The sequence below is a fragment of the Aeromonas sp. R3-1 genome, from assembly GCF_040908345.1.
GTDB classification, from domain to species: domain Bacteria; phylum Pseudomonadota; class Gammaproteobacteria; order Enterobacterales; family Aeromonadaceae; genus Aeromonas; species Aeromonas veronii.
Window position 1 is genome coordinate 35881 of record NZ_JBFODN010000104.1, and the last position, 18359, is coordinate 54239.

The window sequence follows — 18359 nt, forward strand, 5'->3', positions numbered from 1 at the left end:
GCGCGACAAAAATGCGAGTCATCACTCACTCGCACACGCTTGCAAACACTAATAAACAAGGATTTAGGGGGATGCTGTTGAGCCAACCCCCCTTTCACTTCATTCAATGCAATACTTCGCGCCGATAAATAATTCTGTCATTACCCCGGCTGGAGCCGAAAATGGCCTCACCTTGCAGGTTGCCGTCATTGGCACTCGTTGGGTCAGACAACCAGAGGGGCTGCGACGGCTGTTTTGCCAATTCGACCTTGTAGGGGATGCGCACCGAGATGTCCGGCTTGGCAAAGTGGAACAGGATCTCCCCGTCTTTCGCCAGTGCAGCATCCCCACCTGGTGCAGAACTGCCCAACCCCAACTTTATCTTGCGACCCGCCCCCAGATTCAGCTCGCGAGTCGCCGCATCAAAGGTGTGGCTCGGATTGAGGAAAGTGAACCCCTGATTGGCCAAAGAGAGCTGGGTACATTGATCTTCCTTGTTTTGCAGCCAGTTGCCCGCTTCGTAATATTGCATCTGCAGTGGAATGGCCAGCGGCGCCGAGGCAAGACCCGCCGCCGTGCCCGCCTGCAGGCGGCCGTACAACAGCTTTTGAGTACCCAGCAGCACCGCATTACACCCCGATCCGGAACATGTCCCAGCGACAGCAGTATTCATATTTGGATTAGCCAACAGTGTATTGCCGCCATCCTTATCATCGACTTTGAGACCAAAGCTCAACGTGGCGAAAGGTGCTTCTGGACTCGCTGCACGATCAAAGCGGGTATTCAGCCCCAAAGGTGACTGCTGATTAACGCTCGCAATACCACTTGCCCAGCTGAGCGAGGGAGATAGTGTAATACGCTTGTCACGCGCAACCCCATCCAGAGCATTGGCAGCCACCATCTCAGCAACCCCTTTAGCGAACGCCCCCTTATAGTTTTCTGTCGTCCCTTTCTGCAGATTGCGTGCAGTGAGGACAAAACCGCTGGCAAAGGGCTGGCTCATATATGTAAAGGCATTGCAGGCAGGCGTGATAAAGCCATTACTCAAACTGTAATCCCAAGGGACAAAACGACCGATGGGCGAGCTCAAACGTTGCATTGTCTCAAGTTGGGGAGATTCATCCTGATAAGTGGGATAAGGCACAAAGTTGCTGACGCCTAACCGGATCACCCCGACCTCAGACCAATTCGCCGTCACGTTTGCTACCCCGCTCGCCAACGTGATCGCTGTCGGCGAAAATGTTCCGGTGCCGCCAGCTGCCGGTGCTAACAGCGCCCAAGAGATCGCCTTATTACTGGTCGCAAAGCCAGGGGTTAGCTGATCCTGCTCATTCAGGGCTCGCGCTTGCAGAGTAAAGGACTCGCCCGCTTTACGATAGACAGGGCATGCTGCATATGTGTTGTCGTTACTGCCCGAGCAGCCACTTTGTCCTTGTGCCTGGAGTGCGATCGCTTTAGGAATCACAGCAACCGTATCACTACCGGTCAGCTTGAGGGTGCCGGTGACATCATTCTTCTGGAAAGTAGCATCCAGTCGCAACACACCCGCATCCGGGTACTGTACGGTCAGTTGACCCACCCCATCACTGTTAAACGCGACCTTAACGTTTCCTGATGGCGCGAGCGTGGTGCTATTGACCGTCGGCACGGCAGTGCTGCTCTCAGAGACGACCTTGCTCGAGGTAAATTGGAGAGTCTGATCACCAGTCAGTAAGGGCACGCATACCTTGGTCGCCCCCACATCGTTTGATTTGATGGCGCGGATCGAGGTGACTCCCGAGGTACCGGCATAGAAGGTGGGGACATTGAAACGCAGTGCAGCATCGGCAAACGGGAGCGTGCAATATTGTTTAGCAGGCCCCAATGAACCGGACCGACATAAGGTATCACTCTGCGGCCGCAGTGGCGGAGTCGAGCTGGACACGCCCATAGTGATGGAACTGGCCGAATAATTACTTAGCATCACCTTAGTGGTGCCGCCAGTTATAGTGACAACACCATTACTCACGTTATTTAAACCACTACCTGACGACCAACCACCATTCGTAAAGGGGTTAGGAGTGAGCGCTGCCGTAACAGTACCCGACATTAGTTGTGAACAATCCTCATTGGCACAAGCTTTAATTGTGATCTCTTCAGGCTGGCAGGTGATTGCCTGCCCTGAATGAGCGAATTCGAAATGATGTACTTGAACCCCAACCGGATTCACTTTCAATGCACATATTTTTACGTTATCAATATCATGTATATTGTTTGAGCCACCTGTTGAGCCGGTGAACGAAAGGTAAAAGTTTTCTGGTATAGGTGACTGACCTAAACCATTAGCGGTAGCATCAAATGTAGGTATCCCAGGCACTGCTGCATAACCAGCACCAGTATTTCGATCTATTGACACCATGGTTTTATTTCCCGAACGGGAATCTACAGTCAAACGGTAGCGATGGGGGGGATTAGGGTAATTATTGCCATTGTGGATCGACGGGTTCAAGGTCGGTGAACCATAAAGATAGCGATATCCAGTTGTAGCAGAGCCAGAACCTCGAATAGCAATTGAATTATTTCGGCGAGGTTGATTATTACTACCGCCTTCTGCAGAAAAGTTACCAAATTCGTCAATGCCGACACCCAACCAGCCACCTGCGAATCCGGGTGCAGCACTGCCTTTATGGCCATACCCCAGCGGTCCACCAAATGCCCCCGGTTGAGGGGTTATCTTGGCGTCTGACAACACCATGGCAATACCATCTGCACCAGTGCCACCATAAGCGGAATGATCGAACTCTACCGTCACCAAGTTATTAGCAGCAGGAAATAACTTAAGGTAAGTCAATGAGGTAGCTTGGTCATTCTTATTTTCAGTTAAACGCAAACGCCCCTCTTTAATTGAGGGGGAAAATGACCCTTTACTGGTTTTTACCACCCATTCTGGTTTGAGTGATGATGAATCAAAATTATCATTGAAGCATTGCAGTTTTGGCTGACCATCATCATATATAACTTTACTACTACTTTGCATTGTAACATTTTTTGCACTAAGACGCCCAGTTAATACAACTTGCTCCTGCAACACCGCATCTCCTGCGACATAATAGCTTCCTTGTGCTTGGGCATCTCCTTTCAATATAATATTTTCTTTTACATATACATCAAGAGAGGTTAACCCAGACAACATTGATGCGTTTTCAATAGTCAAACGACCATTAATGTATAACGTAGTTGCCTCTACACCCGCGATAAAAACCGAGCCAGAATTTATATAGAGGTCACCGTCTATAATGTATGACTTTCCAGCTTTTAATGTTACCGTTGAGTTCTCATATAAAATCATACCTTTAATAACATAGGTTGAATATGTATCTGAAACACTCATGGAACCTTTATTAAGAGTGACACTACCTAGATCCCACCTACCTGCCCCTGCCGACTTTCCATAACCGACAGTATTTCCAAGTACTACATCAGGCACAGTTTCAGGAGCTATCTTATAATTTTTTGCATCAGAGCTTACAAGCAAAGTCGGCTGTGTTCTTGATAAACTTGGTTTTTTTGTTATTTCACATTTACCAGCACCACAGGCCTGAGGATTCATTTCCCACTCATATCCTTTTACCGATTTAAAGCACACATCAAGACTGTTATAATTTTCGACCTTTGCATTGTTTTGCATATAAAGCTCACCGGTATTCGAATAGCTTTGAATTGGTCCGGGGAAAATGCTGTTGCAATCAATTGCAGCCCAAACTGGTGAAACCATGATGTATAAGCAAATGATCAGAAATAAATTGCGCATCAGGGAGTTCCTCCATCATAAGCTTCGACCATCAGGGTTCGGCTCACGGCAAAATCAGGGTTGGCACTGTTAAGGTCCGAGCTGCCACAGGTTCCGACACTCTCGAGACGATAGCCATTGGTCACAGATCCGTTGTAGGTCACCGGCACCGTGGCGCAACGAACCACAGCCTGACAGTTGGTCAGCCCTGGATTGCTGGCAAAGCTCAGTGGGCTGCTTGCCAGGCAGACCGCTGGGGGGGTCGGTTGGGCAAGCGTGCGCTTGGGGAACAACCGATAAAGCGCCACTTCCAGCCCGCTCTGGGCGGCCAGCAGGGCCCGCACGCTGCGCACCTCCACGGTATTTTTCTCACCGCTATCGACCAGAAAACGGCCCATGGCAGCCGCCAGCAGTGCCATCACCACAATCACAAACAGGGCGATCATCAAGGCACTGCCTCGCATCCGTCCGAAAGCCTGTGGATCAGGGCACATTGAACACCTCTATCTTGTGGTTGAAGGTGACCGACTCCCCCTTGCGCTCGAAGACAAAGCGCATGCCAAACTCCCCTTCGGCGTTAAACGCCGAGGTTTCCCGATAGAAGGTTCCAATACGAAGGGAATCGGCCATCAATACGCCTTGTGCAGGTAAGGATGCTCCAATGGGGGCAGTGGCACGGATCAGCGTGTTTCCTTCCACACAGTAACGTACCTGCTGGTTGGCAAAGTAGACCCGGCTGCCCGGAGAGAGACCAGCCAGGCTCTCGGCACTGGTATAGCGGATGGTTTGCGCTCCGGATACGGGCGTCAGCACATCCGTGACCCTGGCTACGCAGCGGCCATAATCGCAGCCAGCCGTGAGCGAACCGGCATTTTTGTCCGGCACAGGGAAGACGATCAGCTGATCATTTTTTTTGACGGCGGTGGCATCCACATCCAGTGGGTTGGCAGCAGAAGCCGGGGTCGCCATCACCAGCTCAAGGGTGGCCGTGCTCCCCGACATAGCACGGTTAAGCGCCAGATAGCGGCTGGAGGTGCTGATGGGCCAAAACCGCAGACAGGCACCGGAGTCGACCCATGCCCCGCCAGTCGTCTCGATCCGCTCCGATCCCGGCACCGCATCGCGCAGTTCGCGGTTAAGCCGCTCCATGGCGAAGCGGGCATCGCTCATCAGCTGCTCACGGCTGCTGGCATCGCCATAAATCTGAGTACCGATACCGATAAACTGGCTGGTAAAGGTCGCCATTATCCCGAGCAGCAGGATGACCATCACCAGCTCGACCAGGGTAAAGCCACGGTTACCCCGAGGTTTGCGGTAGGTTCGATTGGCCGCCAGGCGTAATCTGGCGCCGGAGTTGGCTAGGGGCGCTGATATTCTGGCAGACAGGCAACACTCGACAGCGGAGCGATCCATCAGTAGTTCCCCCGGTAGAAGGAGAAGTCGAGCACGCTCTGATCCGGTAGCTTGATCTGCAGATCAATACGCTTGCCCACAGAGCAGGGCGCGGCACAACTCCTGAAGGTGCCATCGCTGAAATCGGAACCGCTCACCGCAATTTTCACCTGATAGTTGCGATACTCCTCGCTGCTGACTCCCGCCGCAGTCTGGGTCAGGGTGTTGGCATCCACCCAGTTACCTGCGGTATCGAAATCATCCACATCGTTATAGGCATAGGATGCGGGCTCGCCATCCGGGCCATAACTGGTGGAGCAGGAAGAGATGGTCACCCCTGCCACCTGCTCGCCACAACGATAACGACCACCGTTATGATCCGAATGTTCATCAAACGACTTTTGCAAGATCTCGCCGGAGAGGCGCTGGGCCAGCTGGGCGGCGCGTACCTGCTGCACCGGGTCTACCGCCTGCGGCGCCTGATTGATAAGCAACCCCAAAATGCCGGTCAAAGCCACCGCCAGGAGCACTATGCCAACGATCAGCTCAATCAGGGTGAAACCACGCTTAAGGGATCTCATGGATATATCCCTCTGACTCAATCTGGATACGGCTGGTTTCGCGACCATCACTCACCAGCAAGGTACAACCGGTGGCGCAGCTGCCTAGCGGTCTGCCCATCTGATCGAAACGCAGCACGAAGCGGTTGTTGTTATCAAGGGAGATGGAGATACCGGCAGAGGGCGTAACCAGTCGACCACGGGTCTCCAACGGGGGAGTCCAGCCACTACTGGTATCCAGGTCATCGCTGGCGGGACACGCCGCATAAGTACGGTGGGCAAAACGGGGAGAGGCAACCACCAGCTGGGTACAACGGTTGGCTGGCTCATGCATATTGACGGTCTGTACCAACCGTAGGCGGGTCAGCAGCTCGTCACGCACGGTTTGAATTTCAAAGCCGCCTTTGCCCAGCCATTTGGGCACGGCAAAGGCGGCCAGAATCCCGAGTAACAGGATCACCAGTACCAGTTCAATCAGGGTAAAGCCCTTGGTTGCAGGCATGGTTTTTCTCATAGGTGGAAAGAAGAAAGCGAGGCCCAAGCCTCGCTTTAACATTATGGATTATGGGGTTACAACACATGCATTGGTTGCGTCGAATTTACCCAATTCCGCTTTAGCGGGTGTAGTAGAGGTGGCTTGAGTGTAAAGAACACAATCAGACTTTTCTTTCGCATCGTTTGGTGCAAAACGGAATGTGGAAGAAGAAGCTGACACGCCTTTCCAGGAACCATCAATAGTCACAGCTTGTTCAATACCGTCTGCAGATGCCTTGGGATAACCATACACAACTTGAATAGTTGTGCCATCAGAGCTCGATACAGCACCAGAAGACGCAGTTTCCAACCCTTCCAACGCAGCTTTGCTGTATACCAGTTGAGAAGAGCTCTGTACTGCAGCCAGTACTCCGCTTGCCGCTGCCGTTTTTGCATCATCCTGCAGATTCAGGAACTTGGGTGCAGCGGTGACCGCCAGAATACCCAGAATGATGATCACGATAACCAGTTCGATCAGGGTAAAACCCGCCTGTTTTTTCATTTCACTTTCCTCTGTTAATTAATATTTGTGGTCACCTGACCGGACGCCGGACGGTAACTGAAACTCATAAATGCATCAGTCTTGCCTTGCGGATCCTGATACTTGCCATCACTGCCCTTACTCAAACTATTGACCAAATAGTAACGGCAGACCGAATCCAGTCCATTGCTGCTCACTGTTGCATAGTATTTCAGGTCATTGCCGCTACCGCGCACTTCATTGAAGCTGGCCGTAGCCTTGGGCGGGTTTTGCAGTAACCCCTCCCAAATATTGAGACAACGTTCGGCGGTCAGATTAGCCGGATCCACATCGGGATTACCGCTGGCAACGGTATCCATCGGATAGCCGGGCGACAGCTCGCCGTTGCTGATCTGGGTATCGGTCGGAGTGGTCAGATAGAAGCGACTACCGTCATAGAGCACAGTATTGAGGCTGTCCTGTTTGGCGCGACCTTCCGCCTCCCATTGCGCCCGCACCAGTGAAACGCCGGTAGCAAAACCGCCAGAGACCCCTTCCACGCTGGCCTTTTTCGCTTCGTCAGTCACATCGAGAAAGCGCGGCAGTGCAGTCACCGCCAGGATCCCCAGGATCACGATAACGATCACCAGCTCAATGAGGGAAAAGCCGGCAGACCGTCTCCTCATCCCGTTTTCCGGCATTGATGGTGCCATTGGTTTCATTGTCATGCTCCCTCCGTAATGCCCCGCATTATTTCATGCAGGCCCAAAAAAATCATGTAGTTGGGTCATATGATTAGTTTCATTCAAGGCTTTTTCATCACCCGCCCGTCAGAAAACTGATAAACCAGCCAATAACCATCCCACCCCATCTCGCAACCACTGCCATCGGGGCGGGCCAGAACCTGAAGGGGAGGCATGCCCCCCTTCGTCTCACCCATCAGTGCCAGCCACAACTGGCGGCAATTTTCCGAAGGGGATTGCAGCGGCACCAGCCCCAGGGGCCACCCTCGGGCATCAAACTGCCACCCCTTGCCAGCGACATGCAGTGTCTGCGGGCGCCGCTCATCGAGCCAAATGCCGTGCAAACGCTGTGCCCGCTCGGCAAATTGCTCCCCCAGCAGGGTGAGGGTGAGCTGCTGCGCCTCTTCCCGGTGCCCCTGATAGCTACGCACCAACGTAGCAACAATCACCATCAACAGGATGATCACGGCGATCCGCCGATATCCGGTCAGCCAGCGATCATCCTGCTGCGTCTGTCTGCTCATCCAGCCCTCGACTCCACCGATCACTTGCCTCTTACGGCTCGCATCATGTCCCACCACCTAGGCGTGAAGATATCAAGTTCCAGCAAGATTACTTGCCACGAACAGCGCGCATCATGTCCCACATCGGAGTGAAGATACCCAGCGCCAGGATCAGCACCATCACCGCCACGATCCCGATCAGGATCGGCTCGATCCGAGCGGTGAGACTCTTGAGGTCATAATCCACCTCCCGCTCGTAATACTCGGCCGCTTCGTGCAGCAGGTCATCGACCTGACCTGTCTCCTCACCCACGGCGATCATCTGCATCACCAGCGGGGTGAACAGGCCGCTGCTGCTGGCGGTGCGCAGCAGGCTCTCGCCCCGCTCGATACCGGCGCGCATATCCCGCACTCGCCCCGCCATATAGGCGTTATCCACCGCATCGGCCACCAGGGTCAGCGCGGTGTTCAGCGGCACCCCTGCCTTGAGCATCATGGAAAAACTGCGGGCAAAACGGGCCAGCAGGGAGCGCTCTATGATGGTGCCGACGATCGGCAACTTGAGCTGCCAACGGTGCCAGGTCAGCTTGCCCTTGGTGGTGGCAACCCAGCGGCGCCAACCGAACACCATCCCCGCCAGAATGGCGAGCAGCAGCCACCAGTAGTTGACAAAAAAGTGCGAGGTGGCGAGCAGAATGCGGGTCGCCAGCGGCAACTCCACCCCGAACTTGGCGAACATGCCGGCAAACACCGGGATCACCATGATATTGAGGATCACCATGGCGATACCGATGGCGATCATCACGAAGCTGGGGTAGCGCATGGCGGTCTTGATCCGCTTGCGGGTCTCCAGCTCCAGCTCGAAATAGTTGGCGAGCTGCAAGAAGGCCTCTTCCAGCTGACCTGTGTTCTCACCCACATGGATGATGGCTACAAACAGGCTGCTGAATACCTTGGGGTGCGCTTGCATCGAGCTGGAGAGCGGGCGACCGTTGCCAAGATCTTCCCCCAGCGAGTGCAGCGCCCGCTTGAGCGGCTTGCTGTGAGTGCTCTCCTCCAGCCCGGCAATGGCACGCAGGATCGGGATCCCGGCCCGGGTCAGGGCATACATCTGGCGGCTGAAGATCACCAGCTCGTCCAGCTTGACGCCCCCTTCCAGCAACAGTGACCAGTCGATGGCGGCGGACTTGGCCTTGCCCGGTTTGAGCTCGGTGGGCATCACGCCACGGCGCATCAGCTGCTCGGCGGCCGCCATCTCGTTGGCCGCTTCTACCACGCCACTGGTGGCGTTGCCCTGGCTGTCACGCCCCTTGTAGGCAAAGTTAGCCATCGCTTACCCCAAATCCTCGGCCAGTCGCAGCACCTCGTCCACCGAGGTGATCCCCTGACGGGCATAATCGAGGGCTGTGAGGGCCAGCGGCCGATAGTGTTCGTGTTGACGGGCCGCCTTGGCGAACCCTTCCGCATCGTTGCGGCGCAGGGCATCCATCATCGGCTGATCCAGCTCCAGCAGCTCGTAGACCCCGATCCGGCCGGAATAACCGGTAAAGTTGCAGCTCTGGCAACCCCGGCCCTTGTGATAGGTGTATTGGCCAAGCGCCTCGCCGGAGAGTACAGTGAGCCAGGTGGCCTGCCCTTCGTCGGGCGCCTTCTCCTCAACGCAGTGCTCACATACCCGCCGAACCAGCCGCTGGGCGACCACCGCCCGCAGGGCGCTCGCCACCAGATAGCCGGGCGCCCCCATGTCGATAAGGCGCAAGGCACTGGTCACCGCATCGTTGGTGTGCAGGGTGGTCAGCACCAGGTGACCTGTGATTGCGCCACGCAGACCGATCTCTACCGTCTCGTTGTCCCGCATCTCCCCCACCAGCAGGATGTCAGGATCCTGACGCAGGGTGGAGCGCAGCACGTTGGAGAAGGTGAGGCCGATCTTGGGGTTGACCTGCACCTGATTGACACGGGAGAGACGATACTCCACCGGGTCTTCTACCGTGATGATCTTGTTGCTGGACTGGTTGAGCTCGGAGAGCGCGCCATAGAGGGTGGTGGTCTTGCCGCTACCGGTGGGGCCGGTCACCAGGATCATCCCGTGTGGCCGTTTGAGCTGGCGACGGAAACGGGTCAGGATCTCAGGCGGCATGCCGGTCTCGGTCAGCGACAGGATACCGGAGGATTGATCCAGCAGACGCATCACCACTGATTCACCATACTGCACCGGCATGGTGGACATCCGCACATCCACATCGCGGCCGCGCACCTTCATGTTGAAGCGACCATCCTGCGGCAAGCGCTTCTCGGAGATATCGAGCCCCGCCACCAGCTTGAGGCGTAGCACCAACGCCTGGGCGATGCGCACCTCGTTGAGGATGTTCTCGTGGAGGATGCCGTCGATCCGCTGGCGAATGCGCAGCACCTTCTCGTCCGGTTCGATGTGGATATCCGACGCCCCCACCTGCACCGCATCCTCGAACAGGGAGCGCAGCAGCTTGGCCACCGTCGCCTCCCCCTCATCGTTAGCCCCTAGGTTACTGGAGCCCAGCTCGAAGCCGGAGTCCTGATACTCCTCCTGCAGTTGTTCGGCGAAACTCTCAATCTCGCGGGTACGGCGATAGAGGCGGTCGAAATACTCCAGCAGCTGCCCTTCCCTCGCCACCGCCAGCACCATGATGCGCGGGCTGAGCAGGGCGGCGATGGCATCCAGTGCGCTCAGATCCGCCGGATCCGACATGGCCACCGTCACCTTGTCGTCGGTAAGGTTGACCGCCAGCGCCCGATAACGGCGCGCCTGCACTTCGGGCAGCAGCGGCACCGCGGCGGCGTCGATGGTGAGGTTGTTGAGATCGAAGAAGGGCACATCCAGCTGGCGGGCGAGAAACTGCAACAGCTGCACCTCGCTGATAAAGCCGAGGTCGATGAGAGTGGTGCCCAGCTTGCGGCCGGTCTGACGCTGCTGCTGCAGGGCAAGCTGCAGCTGATCATCAGAGATGATCTGCTCTTGTACCAGCAGGTCGCCGAGGCGCATTTTCAGTCTGGGTTGTGCCATGTTTGCTCCGATCTCTGTTACTTCACACCCGTTGCCGCATCCGATTAGGCTTTGCTAATCGAACCTGCTGTTTATCAGGGGGTTAGTTGGCCAATTCGTTGTTCCAGCCAGTTGGTCGACGCCTCGCCGAGGTTGCCGTGCAACAAAGCGTTGCGATAGGCATCGAGCGCCCGCTGGCTGTGACCCTGACCATCCTCGGCCACGCCGAGACCAAGCCACCAGCGGCCCTGATCCGGCTGCTGACGCAGCAGCTTCACATAGAGCGCCGCCGCATCGGCATTCTGGCCCAGCTCCTGAGTCAGCCCGGCCCAGGTCGCGTAATAGTCCATGTTGCTGGCGAGATCCGGCTGATAGCCGGACAGCCAGCCAAGCGCCTGCTGCTGTTGCCCCTCGCTGATGGCAAGGCGGGCCAACAGCAGACGAAAATCGGCCTGTTGGGGATCGAGCCGGATCCCCTCTTCCAGCAGCTGACGCGCCTCGGTCAGACGGCCCTCGCCGTAGAGCAGCCCCGCCAGCTGCTCGCGCGCCCCCTGATTGTAGGGATCGTGGGCCAGCACCTGATAGTAGTTGTCCTGCGCATCCCGCAGGCTTCCCTTGGCCATGGCGGTAGTCGCCTTGCGCTCCGCCAGTGCCGCCAGCTCCTTGGCCGACAGCTCCACCGTCTCGATCTTCAATACGCTCGGTTTGCGCGGCGCGCTGGCGACTGCCTGCTGCTCTGCCGCCAGTTCGGCGTAAAGCTCGGGCTGCAGCTCTTCATCGGTCGGCTCCGTCTCGTCAACATCGCTGGAGGCATCAAAGGGCGCACCGTCGGCTATGCTATTCGAGTCACTCTCGCCTGCCTCATCATTCACCTCATCCTGACTTGGCAACGGCAGCGCGGCCGCCACCTCGACCGGCTCGGGCGGGCTGACTGGCGCGGCGGCCCTTGCCACCACATCGGGAGTCACCGCATCGGGGGCGATCACTTCACTGGCAGCCGTCACGGTATGGGTCTGCTGCCAGTAGATCCAGGTTCGCCAGCCGAGGATCCCCAGTGCCAGACCGCAGATCAGGGTCAGCAGCAACATCCACCATCCCTGCTGGCGCGCAGGGGCAATATAGACGGCAGCACCTTCGGATCCTTGCTGGCGCCGATCCAGATCTTTCAGCATCTGGTTGATAACACTCATGGCCAGACTCCATAAGCCAGGGCGCACCCCAGCAACAGTAACAGGGGCCACCAGCGCCGTGGTGCAAAGCGGCTGGCATCATCGGTATCGCGAATGGCGAGCCGGACCAGACGGCTATCGATCTGGCGCCCACCCTGACCATAGGCCAGCATCAGACACTTCTGCGCCAGGATATTGATAAGTCTCGGGATCCCTCGCGATGCTCGCCACAACAGACGCATGGCTCGACCTGCGAACAGCGGTGCCCCGCGATACCCGGAGACCTGCAATCTGTGCTCCAGATAGGCGCGGGTCTCGTCAAAACGCAGCGGCCGCAGGCAGTAGGAGAAGCCAATCCGCTGGCGCAGTTGGCGCAGATGCGGCTTGGCCAGTCTGGCATCCAGCTCCGGCTGGCCGAACAGCACGATCTGAAGTAGCTTGCTCGATTCGGTCTCGAGATTGCCGAACAGGCGGATCGCCTCCAGGGTCTCGTCCGGCAGCGCTTGCGCCTCGTCGATCAGCACCACCACCCGACTGCCCTGCTGGTGCAGACTGATCAGGTGACGATGGATGCGATCGGTCAGATCCAGCTCGCTCTGATCCCGTACCGCCAACCCCAGCTCCAGCGCCAGTGCGATGCGCAGTTCGGCCGGAGTGAGGTGGGGATTGGGCAACCAGGCAAGCCGCACCGGACGCGCTTCCGAACCCAGCTCGCTGAGCAACTTGCGGCAGAGCAGTGTTTTGCCGGTACCCACCTCGCCGGTCACCTTGATAAAGCCCTCCCCCTGCGCCAGCGCCCAGTTCAGCACCTGCAGCGCCTCTTCGTGAGGCGGCAGGCCGTAGTAGAAGCCGGTATTGGGAGTGAGGCTGAACGGTGCCTCCTGCAGGCCGAAGTGGGTCAGGTACATGAGACCTCGCCTGCCACAGCGAGCAAGCAGCCTGTGCTGGCAAGGCAGCACAGGCCGTTCGGGATAAGGGTGACCGTATCTGGTGTCATGGGTCAGCCCTTGGCCGGATACCACTTGTCGAGCAGCTCGGAGGAGCGTTGCAGCTCGTTTTGCCAGGTATCTTTCTCCACCACGGTCGGTTTGAGCATGATCACCAGCTCCACCTTCTTGGTGCTCTCGCGGCGGTTGGTAAAGGCTTCACCCACCCAGGGAATATCCCCCAGCAGCGGCACCTTGCTGACGATCTCCTGCTTGTCGGTCTTCATCAGGCCGCCGATAACGATAATGTCACCGTTATTGGCCTGCACCACGGTATCGGACTCTCGAATGGAGCTTTTCGCCAACGGCAACACCAGCGTATCGCTGTCTGTCACCTTTATGGTCTTGGTTTGCTCTTCAGTATCGATAACGGAGGGATGGATATGCAGCAGCACCTTCCCCTCTTCATCGATCTGTGGTGTTACATCCAAAGAAATACCTGAGAAGAAAGGGGTCAACTCTACATTGGGAGTTGTTCGATCACCGCTCGTCGTGCTCACGGTTGTTGTCGATGCATTGGTGACGAAATATTCGTCCGTCCCCACCTTGATCACCGCCTTCTGGTTGTTGGTCGCGGTGACACGGGGGCTGGAGAGGGTATTCACATCGCCCTGAGTCTTGAGCAGGTTGACCGCTACATTGAAGTTGCCGTCAGAGACCTTGAAACCGGCGCCGCCACCCAGTGCAGTGAAGATCTGATTAGGGGTGGTGGGTAACTGGGTATTGGCCAGTGAACCGCCACCGGTAATCCCCTTGTTGCCATCCCAGCTGGCGGAGAGACCGCTCCAGTCCACTCCTTGCTCATACCCTTCGTTGAGGGCAACTTCAATGATCCGCGCCTCCAGCACCACCTGCCGCTTGAGGTGACTATCGGATTGATTCAGGAATTCACGCACAGCCTTGAGCTCTTTCGGGTAGGCGCGAATGGTGACCAGACCCGCCTGCGGGCTGGTGATCACCGCACGACCATCACCCGTGCCAATCAGGGTCTGCAGGGAGTCGCGCAGATCGGTCCAGTAGTCGCTGTTGGTATCGGTCTCGATACGGGTGCCATTGCTGCTGTCGCCGTTCGAGTTGTTGCCGGAGGAGTTATTGGTGCTGTTGTTGTTCGATGCACTGTCAAAACTGCTGTCGCTGCTGTTATTGCTGTCATTGGCCGTCACCCCGCCGGTGCTGACCGAGGTGCGGGAGAGGCCACGACGGGACATCATCAGGTAGTTGACCGGGATGGTTTCGGTACGCAGACCCGCCGGATAGATATGGAAGACATTGCCCTTGCGCTGCACGTCGAAGCCGTACATGTCGCCCACCACCGCCAGCACCTCTGGCAGAGTCACATCCTTGAGCTCGACGGAGACCAGCCCGGCCACCCCGGGGTGAACCGCCACGCTGTAGCGGGAGCCCTTGAACAGGGAACCGAAAAACTCCACCGCCTCCACATCGTGAGCCGCGATACGCAGCCGCTTCTCCGGCATGCCGACCGGCATCTGCGGCCGGTTCAGCTGCAGCAATTCACTTTGCACCGATTTGGGCAACGCGGTCAGAGGGGCAGCCTGTTTCTGCTGTTCGTTCATGGCCTGTTTGAGAGCATCCTTCGCCTGGGTCGGCTCGGGGTGCTGATACGTGGTACAGCCTGCAGCCATCATGGCCACGGTGATCAGACAGAGACGGTGTTTTTTCATGTAATTAGGGCACCCTGACTTGCAATTAAACTCGATAAAGCCGATTCACCTCTCGAGAGGCAAGCACGACTCAAACCCGGATCTTGCTGGCAAACAGTGTTACCGCATGGCGTTTTCCCGCCTTTTCCAGCACCACGGCATCGGCATTGATGGCCACCAGCGTATAGCCGTCCACCTGTTGTCCGACCCGATAACTCTTGCCATTGAGTACCGCCAGTGCCGGGCCATTGCCCAGCACCACACTCTGCAGCTTCGGCAAACCGGCGCTGCTCTCGCCGGTCGCACGGGCGCCAACCGCCACATCCACCAGCGGCGCGGTGGGATCCTGCAATACTTCGACCTGCTCCGCCTGTACCAGCAAGCTGAACAGGCAACAGCACAACGCAAACACTCTAGCCACGGATAAACTCCTTGCTGGTACTCAGGGTGTAGATCTCCATCTCCACCACCGCGCCGGGATAGGCTTTGACCTGATAGTCGAACTGCTTCCAGTAGAAGTGACGCGGCAAGGCTTCCAGCGCTTTAAGATATTGATACACATCGAAATAGCCGCCTTCAAGCTGAAGCCGGATACCATGCTTGTAGAGATTGACCTTCTGCTCCCCCGCCATCAGCGGGGTCGGCTCCAGCGAACTGAGGGCCAGCATGTGAAGGTTGGCGGAGCGGGAGAGCAGCGCCTCCAGCACCAGCGGCATCTCGTGCGCCGGGATCAGATCGACGGTCTGGGCCTTGAGCTCATCGTCGATCCGGGCCAGATCCGCCTCGACCTGCACCAGCTGGTCGCGAACTCCCTGATTGGGATCCCGCTTGAGCCGGGCCTGTTTGCCGAGGTTTTCCAGCTCCATGATCTCGAGGTCGCGCTCGGCGGCGCTCAGGGCCATGCGATCCTGCTGCAGGCGAGTATCGGCGCCATCGAGCCAGCCGTAGAGTCCGGCCGCGCCCAGCAGCACCAGACCAGTCAGCAGGATCAACACCCGCTCTCGCTGGCTCAACACGGCGATACGCTGGCCCCATGCCTGCCATTGTGTTTTCAGGTTCATCAGGGTTTCTCCCGCGCAATGCCGCTCAACTGGAAGGTCAGGCGACCCTCCTTGTCACGGCCGAGGGTCAGTTCACCAAACTCCTTGCCTACCAGACTCGGGGTCTGCTTGAAGCGGTTGACCCAAGCCGGCACATCCTGACTGCGTCCGGCAAAGCCGGAGAGGTTGATCCGCCCTTCGTTGATCTCGATGCGCTGCAACGAGAGGTTGCTGTTGCGAATGCGGGAGAGATCCGCCATCACGCTGGCGTAGCCCTGGGATTTTTGCAGGGTCAGGCTGCCCAATTGGCGCATCAGCCCCTGCTTGGCCGTCAGCTCATCCTGCTTGTTGACCAGTTGCTGTTGCAACCGGGGATCAGCCTGATGGCGCGCCAGCTCGGCATCGAGCCGCTGCGCCTCACTGCGTTTGAGTTCCAGCTCGGCAGAGCGCTGCGCCAGCGCCCGGCTGACCTGCTGCTGCTGCCAGCTGTAACCGACCCCCGTCAACAGGATCAGCAGCAGCGCAAAGCCCCATACCAGCGCCATCTGATTGAGGCTGGCCCACTGCCGTTTGGGACGAAACTCGGCGCCATAGAGGTTTATCTGACGTTTCATCACGCATCCTCCCCGATGGCGGCGGCATAGGCCGAGAGGTATTCGACGCCAGCCAGCACCCCCTTGTTGGCCATGGCCGAGACGGCAAAGCCGAAGGTCTGCTCCATGTGGCGCACCAGGGTACCGATAAAGGGCGAGGCGACGGCAAACTGCATCTGCCCCAGCTCGGGCAACTTCAGCTGGCCCGCCAGATAGTCGAGGGAGCGCTGGATCTCCAGCGCCAGCGAATCGAGCAACATACTGTCCGGTTCATGTTCGCCAGTCAGGCTGGTAAAACCGCGCAGCTGGCGAGAAAAGCAGAGCCCGCCCTGATGGAAGACCAGCAGTTGCAGATCCTGCCCCTTGGGCTGCCACAGCAGCATGCGCACCGTGTCATCCGCGTCATAGAGAGAGGTGAGCGCCAATTCGTCGCTGATGATGGATTGCAGGGTAGCGATGCCATTGATGGCATCGGCCAGCTGTTGAACCCGGCTCTTGGGCAAGCAAATCACATTGATGCGAGGGCGACCGGCAGGCGGGGTGGGCAAGTCCACATAATCCATCGCCAGTTGCAGCACGGGTTCGCTGACATAATCCTTGATGGCCCAGGGGAGCGCCCCCGCCATCTCGGCGTCAGGCACGGCAGGCTTGTCGATCTGGATCTGTTGATAAAGGCTGGCGGCGAGGGCCACCCGCACCGTAGACTTGGCCAGCCCATGACGGCTGAACAGCTCGTTCATGGCCACTGCCCACTCCTGTGGGCCGTTGATGGTGCGCGTCGCGAAGACGGGGGGATTCCCCACCGCAGCCAGCATGATCCTGTCATTGGCCAGCAAGAGCCCGACCTGGCGGCTTGGCGTCGACCGTCTGAACAGTTGTTTCATGTAAGCCCGCCCATCAATAGTGATTAAATGTATGAAATATTAACATAAACAGCAGATTAGCCTCCAGATTAAAAGACGGACTCACCATTGCAAGCCAACCTTTCCGCCGAGTCAGAGGGTCAAGCCATCCTCCCTTCCCCCCTGCAACGCCTCCACCATCCGTTGCTGACCCGCTATGGCGTCGAGCTGTGGTGCAAGCGGGATGACCTGATCCATCCGGCCATCTCCGGCAACAAGTGGCGCAAGCTCAAGTACCACCTGCTGCATGCCAAAGAGCACGGCAAACGGCATCTGCTCTCGTTTGGCGGCGCCTACTCCAATCATATCCACGCGCTGGCGGCAGCGGGGTGCCAATCTGGTCTTCGTACTACCGGTATCATACGGGGCGAATATGACGCAGTCAGTAACTCTACCCTGCGGGATGCCCGGCACTGGGGCATGGATCTCGTTTTTGTCGACCGCCAGAGTTACCGGCGACGGCAGGATCCCGGCTGGCTGGCCCAATTCGATGCCCCCGATACCCTGATCGTGCCGGAAGGGGGTAGCAGCCCGCTGGCCATCCCCGGGGTGGCGGAACTGGTCGGCGAAGTGCTCTTCTCGCCGGATCTCTGGGTACTGCCCTGCGCCAGCGGCGGCACTCTGGCGGGCCTGATCGCCGGCAAACGGGATCGGGAGCAGATCCTCGCCATTGCGGTACTGAAAGGTGGCGGCTTTATCGCTGACGAGGTGTGTCGCCTCCATCCTGCGGCTGCCAATATCCCCGGCTGGCGCATCGCGCTCGATCACCACGATGGTGGCTATGCCAAGTTCAGCCCGGACCTCTGGCAGTGGGTGCAGAATTTCAGCGCCACGACCGATCTGCCCCTTGAGCCTATCTACAGCGGCAAGGCGATGTGGGGTCTGTTTCGCGAACTGGCGGCGGGCCGTATCGCCCCCGGCAGCAGAATCGTCTTTATCCACACTGGCGGCATGCAAGGGCTCGCCGGGCTGCGGGAGCAGGGCCGACTGTAATCCCTGCCTGACGGCAACCGCAAACAGCACCGCAAACAACAGAGGGTCGCCCC

18 protein-coding genes are annotated in these 18359 nt (G+C 57.7%); 1 reads left to right on the forward strand and 17 read right to left on the reverse strand.

The features are described 5' to 3' along the window. Window positions 1–103: 103 nt before the first annotated feature. The 17 genes from AB5Y85_RS06625 to AB5Y85_RS06705 all read right to left on the reverse strand — a co-directional run bounded on the left by AB5Y85_RS06625 (window position 104) and on the right by AB5Y85_RS06705 (window position 17295). The gene (locus AB5Y85_RS06625; RefSeq protein ID WP_257687242.1) at window positions 104–3769 is read right to left on the reverse strand and encodes a DUF6701 domain-containing protein; all 3666 of its coding nucleotides are present in this window, start codon (window positions 3767–3769) and stop codon (window positions 104–106) included. Further along, window positions 3769–4194, reverse strand: coding sequence for an MSHA biogenesis protein MshP (locus tag AB5Y85_RS06630; RefSeq protein ID WP_257687243.1), 426 nt, complete (start codon window positions 4192–4194; stop codon window positions 3769–3771). The genes AB5Y85_RS06625 and AB5Y85_RS06630 overlap by 1 nt, the downstream gene beginning before the upstream one ends. A gap of 37 nt (window positions 4195–4231) precedes the next feature. Beyond that, a complete protein-coding gene (locus AB5Y85_RS06635; RefSeq protein WP_257687244.1) occupies window positions 4232–5161 on the reverse strand; it encodes a PilW family protein in 930 nt (309 codons plus the stop codon). Next, the gene (locus tag AB5Y85_RS06640; RefSeq protein WP_257687245.1) at window positions 5161–5721 is read right to left on the reverse strand and encodes a prepilin-type N-terminal cleavage/methylation domain-containing protein; all 561 of its coding nucleotides are present in this window, start codon (window positions 5719–5721) and stop codon (window positions 5161–5163) included. The genes AB5Y85_RS06635 and AB5Y85_RS06640 overlap by 1 nt, the downstream gene beginning before the upstream one ends. Beyond that, a complete protein-coding gene (locus AB5Y85_RS06645; protein WP_257687246.1) occupies window positions 5708–6202 on the reverse strand; it encodes a prepilin-type N-terminal cleavage/methylation domain-containing protein in 495 nt (164 codons plus the stop codon). Before AB5Y85_RS06645 ends, AB5Y85_RS06640 begins: the two co-directional genes overlap by 14 nt. Window positions 6203–6262: 60 nt before the next feature. Then, window positions 6263–6736, reverse strand: coding sequence for a prepilin-type N-terminal cleavage/methylation domain-containing protein (locus AB5Y85_RS06650; protein WP_100654690.1), 474 nt, complete (start codon window positions 6734–6736; stop codon window positions 6263–6265). Window positions 6737–6750: 14 nt separating this feature from the next. After that, window positions 6751–7422, reverse strand: coding sequence for a prepilin-type N-terminal cleavage/methylation domain-containing protein (locus AB5Y85_RS06655; protein WP_213387933.1), 672 nt, complete (start codon window positions 7420–7422; stop codon window positions 6751–6753). Window positions 7423–7499: 77 nt separating this feature from the next. Continuing rightward, window positions 7500–7961 (reverse strand): hypothetical protein, encoded by a 462-nt coding sequence (locus AB5Y85_RS06660; protein WP_005340030.1) that lies wholly within the window; start codon window positions 7959–7961, stop codon window positions 7500–7502. An 88-nt stretch (window positions 7962–8049) separates the two neighbouring features. After that, window positions 8050–9270 carry a type II secretion system F family protein gene (locus tag AB5Y85_RS06665; RefSeq protein WP_069528448.1) on the reverse strand — a complete coding sequence of 407 codons (1221 nt, stop codon included), beginning with the start codon at window positions 9268–9270 and terminating at the stop codon, window positions 8050–8052. A gap of 3 nt (window positions 9271–9273) precedes the next feature. Further along, window positions 9274–10983: an MSHA fimbrial ATPase MshE gene (gene mshE, locus AB5Y85_RS06670; protein WP_139438632.1), complete on the reverse strand. Its 1710-nt coding sequence runs from the start codon at window positions 10981–10983 to the stop codon at window positions 9274–9276. Between the two features lie 74 nt (window positions 10984–11057). After that, a complete protein-coding gene (locus tag AB5Y85_RS06675) occupies window positions 11058–12152 on the reverse strand; it encodes a tetratricopeptide repeat protein (RefSeq protein WP_257687247.1) in 1095 nt (364 codons plus the stop codon). Next, window positions 12149–13039, reverse strand: coding sequence for an MSHA fimbrial biogenesis protein MshM (gene mshM, locus AB5Y85_RS06680; RefSeq protein WP_257687248.1), 891 nt, complete (start codon window positions 13037–13039; stop codon window positions 12149–12151). The genes AB5Y85_RS06675 and mshM overlap by 4 nt, the downstream gene beginning before the upstream one ends. A gap of 92 nt (window positions 13040–13131) precedes the next feature. Further along, on the reverse strand, window positions 13132–14799 hold the full coding sequence (gene mshL / locus AB5Y85_RS06685; protein WP_257687249.1) for a pilus (MSHA type) biogenesis protein MshL: 1668 nt from the start codon (window positions 14797–14799) through the stop codon (window positions 13132–13134). A gap of 70 nt (window positions 14800–14869) precedes the next feature. Further along, complete coding sequence (locus AB5Y85_RS06690; protein WP_236320268.1) at window positions 14870–15199, reverse strand: MSHA biogenesis protein MshK; 330 nt, start codon at window positions 15197–15199, stop codon at window positions 14870–14872. Further along, window positions 15192–15839, reverse strand: coding sequence for an MSHA biogenesis protein MshJ (locus AB5Y85_RS06695; protein ID WP_204382501.1), 648 nt, complete (start codon window positions 15837–15839; stop codon window positions 15192–15194). The genes AB5Y85_RS06690 and AB5Y85_RS06695 overlap by 8 nt, the downstream gene beginning before the upstream one ends. Further along, window positions 15839–16432, reverse strand: coding sequence for a PilN domain-containing protein (locus AB5Y85_RS06700; RefSeq protein WP_005348605.1), 594 nt, complete (start codon window positions 16430–16432; stop codon window positions 15839–15841). Before AB5Y85_RS06700 ends, AB5Y85_RS06695 begins: the two co-directional genes overlap by 1 nt. Further along, a complete protein-coding gene (locus tag AB5Y85_RS06705; protein ID WP_257687250.1) occupies window positions 16432–17295 on the reverse strand; it encodes an MSHA biogenesis protein MshI in 864 nt (287 codons plus the stop codon). Before AB5Y85_RS06705 ends, AB5Y85_RS06700 begins: the two co-directional genes overlap by 1 nt. Before the next feature lie 87 nt (window positions 17296–17382). On the opposite strand from AB5Y85_RS06705, the gene AB5Y85_RS06710 reads away from it, so the two are divergent. Beyond that, entirely contained in the window at window positions 17383–18306 is a 924-nt protein-coding gene (locus AB5Y85_RS06710) for a 1-aminocyclopropane-1-carboxylate deaminase/D-cysteine desulfhydrase (RefSeq protein WP_150390160.1), read from the forward strand. Window positions 18307–18359 lie beyond the last annotated feature (53 nt).